Source organism: Hydrogenophaga intermedia, from assembly GCF_023715105.1.
GTDB lineage: Bacteria > Pseudomonadota > Gammaproteobacteria > Burkholderiales > Burkholderiaceae_C > Hydrogenophaga > Hydrogenophaga intermedia_A.
In genome coordinates, this window is the sequence record NZ_JAMBNO010000032.1 from 21,721 (window position 1) to 34,041 (window position 12,321).

The following is a 12,321-nucleotide window of genomic DNA, read 5'->3' on the forward strand; positions in this document are numbered from 1 at the left end:
AGGTGTGGGTGGCTCGCCTCAGGGCTGCAGCGCCAAGCGGTGTTCGGCGCCCCAGCGCGCGGCCCAGGACGCGCAGCGCCCGATTGCACGCGCCGGCTCGTCGAAATCCACGATGACGATGCGACTCGCCGCCGCCGGTGCCTGCGGCTGTTCCAGCGATCGTCCGTCGGTGAGCAGCCACAGCCAGCATTCGACCTCGACGTTGCCGCTCGACGCGCGCCGCAGCAGGTGTTCAGCCTGCGCCAGCGCCGCGGCCAGCGGGGTGCCACCGCCGCCGCCGAGTGCAGCCAGGCGAGCCGAGGCGGCCCGGCCTGCACGCCGTGGCGGCACCAGCACATCGACGCCGTGGCCGCCAAGTGACAGCACGCCCACGTCATCGCCTGCGCGCACCGCTTCGTCAATCAACAGCATGGCATGTCCTTTGGCGAGCGCCAGCCGTCCGCCGCGGCGCATGGAGCCGGAGACGTCGAGCAGGATGAGGTGCAGGCGTGCGGGGCGGTGTGCTACTGGCAGGCGCCGCAGGTGCTGCCGCTGCAGCGGTCCTGCACCCTTCGCGCGCAGTGTCGGAAGCCAGGCCATCGGGCCCGCTCCGGCCGGGTGCGGATCCGCGGCCGGTGCGCAGGCGTCGCCGGGCGCGCGAAACTGTTTGCGCCACCGCCAGCCACCCGCTCTTGTCTTGGGGTTCGGGCTGCGGTGGCTCACGCTTTTTTTGGGAACCAGCCCCCGGTAGGTTGCGGCCGGGTGCTGCCTTCGGGTTGGGGTGGCAGGGCGCCCCAATCTCCTTCAGCCGCCGCGGCTTCGTTCCGGCTGTGCGTGGGACGTTCCCGGTCCTCGGCGCGAGGCACCCCCTGCGATGCCCCCTCGCGCTGTCCCTTGCCGCAGCCCGGCTTGCGCCGGTGCGCGAGAGCGAATTCCGCGACCTCGTCGACGTCTGCGACCGTCACCGTCGCGCGCCCTTGCAGTGCGGCCAGCGCACGCGCAGTGCGCAGCATGACCAGATCGGCGCGCAAGCCATCCACGCCTGCCGCCAGCGCGCAGGCGGCGGCATGGTGCAGCACCTCATCCGGCCACGCGATCTCACGCAGCAGGGTCCGGGCGCTGGCAAGCGCGGCCGCCAAGGCGCGTTGTTCCTCCGCGTGGGCCTGCGCCAGCTCCAGCGGGTTCTCGTCGAAACACAGGCGCGCGCGCATGATCGCGACGCGCGTTTCGGTCTCGGCGGGGTTTTCCAGGTGCACGGAGAGTCCGAAACGATCGAGCAACTGGGGACGCAGTTCGCCTTCCTCCGGATTCATGGTGCCCACCAGCACGAACCGGGCGGCATGCTGGTGCGATACACCGTCTCGCTCCACCGTGTTGATCCCGCTCGCGGCGACATCCAGCAGGGCGTCCACCAGGAAATCCGGCAGCAGGTTGACCTCGTCGACGTAGAGCACGCCCCCATGGGCCTTCGCGACCAATCCCGGGGACAGCCGCAGCTGGCCGTCCTGCAGCACGCCTTCCACATCCAGAGTGCCGACCACCTGCTCGAGGCTAGCCGCCAGAGGCAGGGTGACGAATGGCACGCCCGGCAGCAAGGCTGCCAGCGCGCGCGCCGCAGTCGATTTCGCCGTGCCGCGTGGCCCGCTGATCAGCACGCCGCCGATGCCGGGATCGATGGCCGCCAGAAGCAGCGCCTGGCGCAGCTGGGGCTGTCCGATCAGTGCGGCGAAAGGAAGCACCGGGCGTCCGGCCGTCTCGAGGGTCAGTGTGGATGCGCTCGTCATGGCAGGGGCCCCTCGCCCTGTTCTTCGAGCCGGCGCTCCAGCGCCAGCAGGCGGTGTTCGATGCGTTCGCGGTGCTCGCCGCTTTCCTGCCACAGCCCGCGCCGGATCGCCTCCAGCAGGCGTTCGCCAAGCCCGCGCAGCGCCAGCGGGTTGTGCCGTTCCAGGAACTCCCGCGTGGCATCGTCATGCAGGTAGGCGTCGGCGATCAGTGCGTACTGCCGTTCGCCGACCACGTCGGCCGTGGCACCGAAGGCGAAGAGGTTGTCGACGGTGGCTGCGATTTCCACCGCGCCCTTGTAGCCGTGGCGCCGCACGCCCTCGAGCCATTTGGGGTTCACGGCGCGCGATCGCACCACGCGTGCCACTTCTTCGCGCAAGGTCCGGATGCGCGGGGAGCCGGGCACGCTGAAGTCGCCGTGGTAAAGCGCCGCCGGCGCGCCGGCCAGGTGCTCCACCGCCGCAGCCATGCCGCCCTGGAACTGCGCGTAATCGGCGGAGTCGAGGATGTCGTGCTCCCGGTTGTCCTGGTTGTGCACCACCGCGTCGAGCTGCGTCAGGCGCTGTTCAAAGGAGGCGCGTGCGGGCACTCCGTGACTGCCTTGCCCGTAGGCAAAGGCACCGGCGCGCAGGTACGCTTCGGCGAGATCTCCTCTGCCCTGCCAGCGCCCACTGGTCAGCGACGGCTGCAGGCCGCTGCCGTAGCCTCCCGGGCGCGGCCCGAACACGCGCCAGGTCGCCTGCCGCAGCGCCTCCTCCGTGGTAGCGCCCGCAGCCTGGGCAGCGGCTGCTTCGCGCTGCACACGGGCGCGTACCGGGTTGACAGCATCGGGTTCATCGTCTTCGCTGATCGCCGCGACCGCCCGGACTGCGGTGTCGAACAGATCGATGACGTTCGGGAACGCGTCGCGCAGGAAGCCCGAAACGCGCAGGGTCACGTCCACCCGCGGCCGGTTGCGGATGCTCATGGGCAGCACCTCGATATCCACGACCCGGCCGCTGCCTTCGGCCCACTTGGGCCGTACCCCGAGCAGCGCGAACGCCTGGGCGAGGTCTTCGCCCCCTGTTCGCATGGTGCTGGTGCCCCAGATCGACAGGCCTGTTTCGCGCAACATCTCGCCGTGGTCCTGCAGGTGGCGCTCGATCAGGCGCTCGGCGGCGGCCGCGCCCATGGCGTAGGCTGTCGGCGTGGGCACGCAGCGCGTGTCCACCGAATAGAAATTGCGGCCCGTCGGCAGCACGTCGGGGCGGCCGCGTGAGGGCGCGCCGCTCGGGCCCGGTGGCACGAAGCGGCCGGCCAAACCGCGCAGCAACTGCGCGATTTCCTGCGGCCCGCACGCGTCCAGGCGCGGGGCCAGCACGTCGCGCAGCCGCTGCAGCACGGGCGCGGTTCGGGGCCAGGCACGCTCGTCGGCAACCGTCAGTTCCTGACCGTCATGCGCGGTGCCGACCGTCTGGGCCACGAGCTGCGCGGCCAGCAACTCAAGCCGTTCGCGCGTGTGACCGGCATGCCGCCAGGCCGACGACGCCAGCTGCTCGAGAACGGCCGGCCGCGGACCGCGCCACGGCTGGGCCCAGTCCGCATCGAGGACGTTGAAACCGTCGACTCCGTCGAGCTGCAGGTCCTGCGCCAGCGCCGCCAGCAGGCTGCGCTGGCCCGGCGCGGTGCCGCCGTCGAATCGCGCAAGCGCCACCAGGGTGTCGATGCGTTGGCGGCCTTGCGGCGAGCTTCCGAACGTGTGGAGTCCATCCCGGATCTGCGACTCCTTGATCTCGCACAGATAGGCGTCCAGGCGCGTCAGCAGCGCCTGGCGCGACGCGTCGTCGACGGGACGCTCGAAGCCCAGCTCCTCGTTGAGTTTCTCGTGCAGGACGCGTTCGAGGATCTCCTCGCGCAGGCGGCGGGCGCGCCGGGGATCGAGCGACAGCGCCTCGTAGTACTCGTCCATCTGCCGCTCCAGCTTTTGCAGCGGCCCGTAGGTTTCGGCGCGGGTCGCCGCCGGCATCAGGTGGTCGATGATGACGGCCTGCGTGCGCCGCTTCGCCTGGCTGCCTTCGCCCGGATCGTTGACGATGAACGGGTAGAGATGGGGCAGCGGCCCGAGGATGGCGTCGGGCCAGCAGGCGGCGCCGAGCGCCACGCTCTTGCCCGGCAGCCATTCGAGATTGCCGTGCTTGCCGACGTGCACGACCGCATCGACCTTGAAGTTGCGTCGCAACCAGAAATAGAACGCCAGGTAGCCGTGCGGCGGCACCAGGTCCGCATCGTGGTAGGTGGCCAGCAGATCGAGATCGCGTGCGCGTGCCGGCTGGATGCCGACGAACACATGCGCGAAGCGAAGGCCGGCGATCATGAAGCGGCTGCTGCGCAGCATGGGATCGTGTTCCGGTGGCCCCCACATGGTGTTGACCGCCGCTCGGCTTTCGGGCGGCAGCCGCCCGAATTCCTCCTGGTAATCGGCCAGCGCCAGGCTCTGCTGCGCCGGTCGCGCGTCGTTGGCGCCGAGGTCATTGGTGACAGCGCCCGTGAGCGCCGCGATAAGCGCGTCGCCGTTCTCCGGAAGGTCCCCCGTCGCGAAGCCGGATGCACGCAGCGCCTGCAGGATCGCGACGGTGGAAGCAGGCGTGTCCAGGCCAACGCCGTTCGCCAGCCGCGCGTCGTCGTTGGGATAGTTCGCGAGGATCAGCGCCACTCGCTTGTCGCTGGCCGGTGTGTGGCGCAGCGCGCACCAGCGCCGCGCGAGTTCCGCGACGAACGCGATCCGCTCGGGCTGCGGCTGGTAGCGCGCAACGTCCAGCTCGGTGCGCTCGCAGCGCCAAGCCAGGCCCTTGAAGCTGACTGCGCGGGTGCCGATGCGCCCGTCCACTTCCGGCAGGACTACCTGCATGGCCAGGTCCCGGGGCGCCAGGCCATGCGGATCGCCTTGCCACTGCTCGTAGGAGCAGCCTGCGGTGATGAGCTGCAGGACAGGGGCATCGCCGGCCAATCCGTCGGCCGCTGCGCCGGGAAGCGTGTGATCACCGGTATCGTCCTGGCCAGCGCCGGTGGCAAAGTTGGTCGCGTTGAGGACCACGTCCACCTGGTGGGTCGTCGCGAGCGAGCGAATCATGTCCTGGCTGGCCGGATTCTTCAGTGAGTCCACCGCCACAGCCAGTGTGTTCAGGCCTGCCTTCGACAATGCTGCAAGCATGGCGTCGAAGACGGCCGTGTTGCCGGATTGCAGGTGCGCCCGGTAGAACACCAGCAAGGCCACTGGCGCGTCGTCCTGCCATGACTGTTCGCCGGGCAATACCTGCGGGCGATAACGCAAGGCAGCCGGCAGCGGCGCAGGCGGCGCAGGCCGCTCGCCCAAACCGAAGGCCGCATGGCCGATGAGCGAAAAGAACCGCAGCCCGTTGTCTCGGCCTCCTTCGCGCAGGCAGCGCCACAGGTGCCGGCACTCGTCGGGCGCTGCGGTGCTTCGCATGAGCAGTTGCGGGTCTTCGCTGAAGTCCCCCGAAAACATCGCCAGCCACTGTCCGCGCTCGCGCGCCAGGACAGTCGCGCGTTCCACGACATACGCCCAGTCGCTCGGGCTGCCGAGGTGGTCGATGACAACGACGCGCGCATGACGCAGCACGTCATCGATATACAAGTCGGCCGACGCCGGCTGGCGCAGCCACATCAGGTTTGCCAGCCGCACAGTGGGATAGCCGGGCGCGAGTTGTCCGGCGACGTCGGCCAGCAGCGACAAGACCGTGTCCGCGGCGCTCAGCACGACGATGTCTCCAGGCGTCTGGACAACACGGACGACGCCTTGGCCACCGTCTTCGACATGACCGCCGGGGCGTGCGGAGAGCAGGTGCATGGCCAGCTCGCGTTCGATCAGGCCGCCGCGGTCGCGGCGCCATCCAGTTCGGCCTGCAGCGCAGCTGCCTTGAGCCCGGCGCCGATCAGCACCAGGCGCGACTCGCGCGGCTCGTCAGCGCCCCAGGGACGATCGAAGTAGCTGTCGAAGCGCGTGCCGACCCCCTGGACGACCAGCCGCATCGCGGCGCCCGGCAAGGCGACGAAGCCCTTGGCGCGGTAGATCTCGTGGCGGCCCACGAGTCCGCGCAGCGCGGCGAGCAGCTGTTCCCGACTTTCGGGGCACACGCTGACCGATACTGAATCGAAGGCATCGTGGTCGTGGTCCTCTTCCGCGTCGTGATGGGTCTTGCGGGCATCGATCGCGTCCTCGACGGCCCGCTGCAATCCCAGCAGCACGGCGAGATCGACTTGGCCATGCTGCGCCCGCACCAGCTTGACGCCCGGGGCGGCCTCCTTGCGGATCGCTTCTTCGACTGCTGCGAGCTGCGCCGCATCGACACCGTCGGTCTTGTGCACCACCACCAGGTCCGCCGTCGCCAGCTGGTCTTCGAAGAGCTCGGCCAGCGGCGAATCGTGGTCGAGGTTGTCGTCCGCGCGCCGTTGCGCATCCACCGCTGCAGGGTCGTCGGCGAAACGGCCGGCCGCAACGGCCGGTGCGTCCACGACGGTGATGACCGCATCCACCGTGAACGCATTGCGCAGCGCGGGCCACTGGAAGGCTTGCACGAGCGGCTTGGGCAAGGCCAGGCCGGAGGTCTCGATCACCAGATGATCGATCTGGTCGCGCCGCGCCGCCAGTTGTTCCATCACGGGCGCGAACTCCTCCTGCACCGTGCAGCACAGGCAGCCGTTGGCCAGCTCGAACAGCTGTCCGTTGGGAACGCCGCTTTCGTCACAGCCGATCCCGCAGCCGCGCAGCAGTTCCCCGTCGATCCCGAGCTGGCCGAATTCATTGACGATGACGGCGATGCGCCGGCCTTGGGCGTTCTGCAGCAGCCGCCGCAGCAGGGTCGTCTTGCCGCTTCCCAGAAAGCCGGTGACGATGGTGGCGGGGATCTTTCGCGTTTGCATGTGCGGTCCTGGTGTGGGTTCGAAGACTGGAAAGCGGCCTCAATCCTCGATGCCGCGCTGCGCCGGGACGCCGGCCTGGAAGTGGTGCTTGACGAGCGTCATCTCCGTGACGGTGTCAGCCAGCGCCACCAGTTCTGCCGGTGCGCTGCGGCCGGTGAGCACCACGTTCACGTGCGCCGGTCGCGCGCGAAGGCAGGCGAGCACCGACTCGAGCTGCAGCCAGCCATAGCGCAGCGGGTACATGATCTCGTCGAGCACCACCATGAAGTGCTCGCCCGCGCGCACAGTCGCCTCGGCGCGCGCCCAGCCTTCCCGGGCCAGCTCGGCCGAATGTTCGAGGTCGCGGCTCTTCCAGCTGAATCCGTCCCCCAGGCCCTCGATGGGGGCACCCAGGCGCTCGAACAGGCGGTGCTCGCCGAAGCGCGCCGTCGGCACTTTCATGAACTGGTAGATCTTCACCGTCTTGCCCCGCCCGAGAGCGCGCAGCGCCAGGCCGAATGCGGCGGTGCTTTTCCCCTTGCCGCTGCCCGTGTGCACGATGATCAGGCCGCGCCGCTCGCCTTGTGGTTTGGGCGTATCGCGTTGCAGGGGCGGGGTCTCGATGTCCATGGAAGATCTCTCAGGGAGCTCAGGGTCGCAACAGCTGCGCGATTGCCGCAGGGTTGCTCGGGAAATAAAGGTGCATGAATGAGGCGAACAGCCGTGCTGCGCGGAACACGCTTTCCGGCTCGCTGTGGCGCTTTTGCGGTTGCGTGTGCTGCGCGGGCCGCAGGTTCGTGTCGATGCGCGCGTGGTGGAAGGTGTGGCCGCGCACCTCCCCTTCCGGGAGGGCGACGCTGTGCATGCCCAGGTTGACCAGCCGGCCAGTCAGCGTGGCCCGGCCGGGCAGCAGCCCGAGCATCGGGGTGCAGCGCCCCTGGGCATCGGTGATCGATTCCATCAGCGCCAGCATGCCTCCGCATTCGGCGAGCAGGGGGCGTCCGGAGGCATGGTGCGCATGAACGGAATCGCGCCATCGGCCGTTGGCCGCCAACGCCGCCGCATGCAGCTCGGGGTAGCCGCCCGGCAGGTACAGGGCATCGGCCGCGACCGGCACACGCTCGTTCGCCAGCGGCGAAAAGTAGCTGAGCTCGGCCCCGAGCTCGCGCAGCATCTCCACGTTGGCGCGGTAGAGGAACGAAAACGCGGCATCACGGGCGACCGCAATCGTCACCCCGCGCAAGCCGTGTGCTTGCGCAGCCGGCGCACCGGCTTGGGACGGGCCGCAGAATGGCACGGCTGCAGGCAGGGTGAGCGTGCTGTGGGCGCCCAGTGCCTCGGCCGCCGCAGCGATACGCTGGTCGAGATCGTCGATTTCGCCTGCCTGGACGAGGCCCAGGTGGCGTGAGGGCAATGCGTAGCGGGGATCACGAGGCAGCGATCCGTACCAGCGAATCGACGGCGGCAGGCTGTCGCGCAGCATCTGTGCATGGCCGGGGCTGCCGACGCCGTTGGCCAGTGCGCCAGCCAGCGTCAGGCCGGGTCGGTAGCTGGCGAGTCCATGGACGACCGCGCCGAAGGTCTGCGCCATGCCGCGAGCCTCGATCACCGCAAGCACGGGCAAGCCAAAATGCATGGCGAGCTCCGCGCTGGAAGAGACTCCGTCGTGCAGGCCCATCACCCCTTCCACCAGGATGAGGTCGCATTCCTGGGCCGCTCGGTGCAGTAGCTCGGCGCAATGTGCGGGGCCGCCCATCCACAGATCGAGCTGGTACACCGGCGCGCCGCTCGCGCGCTCCAGCACCATGGGGTCCAGGAAGTCGGGGCCGGTCTTGAACACGCGCACCCGCCGCCCGTGACTGCGGTGCCAATGGGCAAGCGCGGCCGTGACGGTGGTCTTGCCTTGGCCAGAGGCGGGCGCCGTCACCAGCAATGCAGGGCACGCCGTCATGCCTTGACCCTCAGCTCCATGCCGGCGACCATGAGAGTGACGCGTTCGCAGGCTGCTGCCACTCGCTGGTGAAGCGTCCCTAGCGCGTCAAGATAACGCCGCACTTCCTGTCCGAGAGGCGCAACGCCCAGGCCGATCTCGTTGGAGACTAGCACCACCGGTCCCGCAGCGGCGCGCAAGGCGAGACAGAGCTCCTGCTGCTGCTGCTCCCAGGCTGCATCGCTCAGCCCCGGTCCTTGCAGGGGCATCAGTTGCTGCGTCAACCAAAGGGTCAAGCAGTCGACGACGACGAGCCGGTCGGGTGCGGGCAGCTCGCGCAAGGCTTGGGGCAATTCGCGTGGCACCTCCTGCGTTTCCAGCGCCGGCAGCAACCTGGAGCGCTCGAGCCGGTGGCGCGCAATGCGATCGCGCATTTCCTGGTCGGCGGGCAAGGCAGTGGCGATCAGCAATGCGCGGCGATCCGAGACTTGCAGCCACTGCCGCGCACGCGATTCCGCGCACCGGGATTTGCCGCTCCTGCGTCCGCCGAGGATCAACTCGTGCATCGGACGCGTCCTGGCGCAAACGCAAGCACGCCTCGACTGGTGAGGTCGGCGCAGACAGATCCGAAACAAACAGGCCGCATCGTGGACCGCCGGAAAAATCCCGCAGGCCCGTCCCTCCCGCAGGCCTGCGTCTCAAGGCGTTTCGCTCTCGCGAACGCCACCTGTTGGCCGGTATCCGGGCTGACGAAGACAACCCATGTTTCCTTCCCAGGTCCTGGATGACCCAGTGGAGTGCAGACACAGGATGTGAGCCGCGAGGCTCACGTTCGCTTACCGTTGCGGGGGCAGCTCAGGTTGGCGACCGGCGCGCATACGCCGAGTCGCTTCCTGATTCCCGTTGAACTGCTTTGGCTGAAAGCCATTGCGAGCACCAACGGCGGCATGATAGCAGGCGCCCCTTCGCCCTCAAACCTGCAGCGGGCGGCCGGCAGCGTGCACTATAATTTGCGCGCATCGCCGGCGACGGTGCTGCGTGCCCGGCTGTTGCCCGCGAGGCGCTTGCCCTCGAGAATGATCGCCCAACATTAAAGGTTTCAGCATGAGCTCACAACCGCTTACTCGCGTTTTTCAGGACGTCTCCTCCGAATCCTTCGGCGTTGCCCGACAGCTCGCGGCAGCAGCCGTCGTCGGACTGGTTGTGCTCTACGGAGTGGCGTTCGCCGAAAGTCCGCTGCTGCACAACGCTGCGCACGACGTGCGCCACATCACCGTCAAGCCCTGCCACTGAACGGCTGCATGCTGTTCGTCCGCCTGGTCTGGTGTGCGCTACTGACGGCATTGATCGTCGGCAGCGTGCAATTCGGCGTGGAGCAATGGCGCGCCGTTCCCATCATTCGCGCGGCCGAAGTATTCGAGTCGCAGAAGATGGAGGCAGGATCTTCCAAACCGAGTCGGGAGGCATCCGGGATCGCGCATGCGCATGCGCACGACGCATCGGGTGCTTCAGCCGAAGAGGAAATGCCGCACCGTGCGGCCTGGACGTGGGTCGCCAATGTGCTGCACGGCTTCAGCATGGCCCTCTTGATGTTCGCAGTCATGGCTTGGTGGATCTGGAGGCGCGGGGGCGCCACCGCTACCGCGCGACTTGCGCTGGCGGTGGCGTGCGCCGGTTTCCTGAGCCTGGACCTGTGGCCTTCATTGGGATTGCCGGCCGAAATTCCCGGCATGGACGCGGCGGCTTTGCAGGCGCGTCAGGCTTGGTGGCTTCTCGCTGCAGTCAGCGCCGCGATGGCTTGCGCTGCGACGGCGGGCATCGGGACGAGACAGATGGCAAGCCGCTGGCGCTGGGTTGTTGCCGTGCTGCTCATGGCGTTGCCATTCATCGTCGGCGCTCCGCAACTGGCCACAGACCCGCTGGCCGGATTCAGTGAACAGGCGCGCGCGCAGCTTCAGGGCCTCGAGCGCGAGTTCATTTGGAGCACCCACTGGATTTCTCTGTCGTTCTGGGTTTCGCTTGCATGCGTTGGCGGCTGGGTCTTCGGCCATTGGATCCGCTCGGTGATTCCTGCCGCGGACCGGCTCCAGCTGCAACACGCCAGGTGACGGCGCAGGATTCCACCGCGGGGCCTCCGATGCTGCAACGAAGCATGGAGGTGGATGCTGGGCAAGCGCGCGCTGCCGGCATGGTGCATATCGTGGGAGCAGGACCAGGGCCCGCGGATCTTCTGACGCTGCGCGCACTGGATCGCATCCAACATGCGCAAGTGGTGATCCACGATCGCTTGATCGGATCGGATGTCCTTGCGTTGTTGCCACCCGAGGCCGAGCGGTTCTGTGTCGGCAAGGCGCGAGGTGACCACTCGGTCCAGCAATCGGACATCCATCAGATGCTCGTGGAGCACGCCCGGCGCGGGCGGCGCGTCGTGCGGCTCAAGGGTGGTGATCCGTTCATTTTCGGCCGCGGCGGTGAAGAGGTGCAGGCGCTGCAGGCGGCCAACCTCAATTTCGAGATCGTGCCGGGAATCAGTGCGTCCAACGGCTGCGCGGCGAGCGCAGGTATTCCGCTCACGCATCGCGACTTGGCACATTCGTGCACTTTTCTCTCGGGTCATCTCGCCGCAGGAGATCTCGAGACCAGTCCGCATTTCGACTGGACTGCGCTGGCCCGTGCGAACCAGACGCGGGTGTTCTATATGGGTGTGGCGCATCTCGGCTCGATCGCGCGCATGCTCATCTCGCATGGGCTGCCAGCAGATACGCCGGCCGCCGTGGTACAGGACGGCACTCGCCCTGCTCAGCAGGTGTGGGCCATGGGTCTTTCTGACCTCGTGGAGCACGCCCCTGCGTACGGTCCTCGACCGGGGCTCCTCATCGTCGGGGAGACCGTCGCTCTCAGCCCCCATTTCCGGGCGACTCACTCGCCGCCGTGCCACGTCGACCCAGACGTCAATCTCTTCACGGCTGCCGAGCGCAACATCTTCTACCGCGTTCTTGCTGCCAGACGCGACATGCGGCACTTCACGCGCGGTTCGCAGGTTGACGAGCACGTGCTGCAACGGGTTCTGCAGGCAGCGCATCGCGCGCCATCTGTGGGCCTGATGCAGCCGTGGCGGTTCATTCGAGTTGTTGATCCCGGGTTGCGCCAGAAGATCGCCGCACTGGTTGAAAGCGAGCGCATTGCCACCGCAACCGCGCTCGGGAACCGGTCAGAGGAATTCATGCGCCTGAAGATCGAGGGCGTGCGGGAATGCGCCGAGCTGCTGGTCGTTTTGCGGTCCCCGGACGACGCAACCATCTTCGGTCGGCGCACCATGCCGCAGGAGATGGCATTGTGTTCCGTCGGATGTGCCGTTGAGAACCTGTGGCTCGCTGCGCGGGCCGAAAACCTCGGGCTCGGTTGGGTATCGATGTTCGATCCGGCAGCGTTGGGCAAGCTTTTGGAGTTGCCAGAAGGCGCCGTACCCCTTGGCGTTCTGTGCATGGGCCCGGTGGACCGCTTCTATCCAACGCCAATGCTGGAAGCCGAGAACTGGCGACAGGGGCAACCCTTGAGCGGGATGATTTACACGGACAAGTGGGGCCGAGCCACGCTGCCTGTATGAGGTTCTATGTTTTTCGTCAAGCCGGTTTTGGCAGCAAGCGCGCTGGATCGAAGGTCTCGCTGCCTTTCCAGACCGCGAATGCCACACGCAACAGCTTGCGGCCCAGGATCACCAATGCCTCGGT

Annotated in this window: 10 protein-coding genes and 1 riboswitch; of the genes, 3 read left to right on the plus strand and 7 right to left on the minus strand. The window is 68.0% G+C overall.

Going from position 1 to position 12,321, the window contains the following annotated elements; genetic code table 11:
- Nucleotides 1-18: 18 nt before the first annotated feature.
- The 7 genes from M3149_RS20695 to M3149_RS20725 form a co-directional block, all read right to left on the minus strand.
- Nucleotides 19-579: a VWA domain-containing protein gene (locus M3149_RS20695; protein WP_251711303.1), complete on the minus strand. Its 561-nt coding sequence runs from the start codon at nt 577-579 to the stop codon at nt 19-21.
- Between the two features lie 119 nt (nt 580-698).
- The gene (locus M3149_RS20700; RefSeq protein WP_251711304.1) at nt 699-1,763 is read right to left on the minus strand and encodes an ATP-binding protein; all 1,065 of its coding nucleotides are present in this window, start codon (nt 1,761-1,763) and stop codon (nt 699-701) included.
- On the minus strand, nt 1,760-5,608 hold the full coding sequence (gene cobN, locus M3149_RS20705; protein WP_251711305.1) for a cobaltochelatase subunit CobN: 3,849 nt from the start codon (nt 5,606-5,608) through the stop codon (nt 1,760-1,762). Before cobN ends, M3149_RS20700 begins: the two co-directional genes overlap by 4 nt.
- A gap of 17 nt (nt 5,609-5,625) precedes the next feature.
- Nucleotides 5,626-6,681 carry a cobalamin biosynthesis protein CobW gene (gene cobW / locus M3149_RS20710; RefSeq protein ID WP_251711306.1) on the minus strand — a complete coding sequence of 352 codons (1,056 nt, stop codon included), beginning with the start codon at nt 6,679-6,681 and terminating at the stop codon, nt 5,626-5,628.
- A gap of 39 nt (nt 6,682-6,720) precedes the next feature.
- Nucleotides 6,721-7,290, minus strand: coding sequence for a cob(I)yrinic acid a,c-diamide adenosyltransferase (gene cobO / locus M3149_RS20715; protein ID WP_251711307.1), 570 nt, complete (start codon nt 7,288-7,290; stop codon nt 6,721-6,723).
- A 19-nt stretch (nt 7,291-7,309) separates the two neighbouring features.
- Complete coding sequence (locus tag M3149_RS20720) at nt 7,310-8,611, minus strand: cobyrinate a,c-diamide synthase (RefSeq protein ID WP_251711308.1); 1,302 nt, start codon at nt 8,609-8,611, stop codon at nt 7,310-7,312.
- Complete coding sequence (locus M3149_RS20725; RefSeq protein WP_251711309.1) at nt 8,608-9,156, minus strand: bifunctional adenosylcobinamide kinase/adenosylcobinamide-phosphate guanylyltransferase; 549 nt, start codon at nt 9,154-9,156, stop codon at nt 8,608-8,610. The genes M3149_RS20720 and M3149_RS20725 overlap by 4 nt, the downstream gene beginning before the upstream one ends.
- A gap of 148 nt (nt 9,157-9,304) precedes the next feature.
- Nucleotides 9,305-9,546, minus strand: a riboswitch (cobalamin riboswitch).
- A 148-nt stretch (nt 9,547-9,694) separates the two neighbouring features.
- On the opposite strand from M3149_RS20725, the gene M3149_RS20730 reads away from it, so the two are divergent.
- Genes M3149_RS20730 through cobA form a run of 3 tightly spaced genes read left to right on the plus strand, consistent with a single transcriptional unit; the run spans nt 9,695 to nt 12,197 of the window.
- The gene (locus M3149_RS20730; protein WP_251711310.1) at nt 9,695-9,883 is read left to right on the plus strand and encodes a CbtB domain-containing protein; all 189 of its coding nucleotides are present in this window, start codon (nt 9,695-9,697) and stop codon (nt 9,881-9,883) included.
- A gap of 8 nt (nt 9,884-9,891) precedes the next feature.
- Nucleotides 9,892-10,698 (plus strand): CbtA family protein, encoded by an 807-nt coding sequence (locus M3149_RS20735; RefSeq protein WP_251711311.1) that lies wholly within the window; start codon nt 9,892-9,894, stop codon nt 10,696-10,698.
- Between the two features lie 29 nt (nt 10,699-10,727).
- Nucleotides 10,728-12,197 carry a uroporphyrinogen-III C-methyltransferase gene (gene cobA, locus M3149_RS20740; protein WP_251711312.1) on the plus strand — a complete coding sequence of 490 codons (1,470 nt, stop codon included), beginning with the start codon at nt 10,728-10,730 and terminating at the stop codon, nt 12,195-12,197.
- The last annotated feature ends 124 nt before the right edge of the window (nt 12,198-12,321 follow it).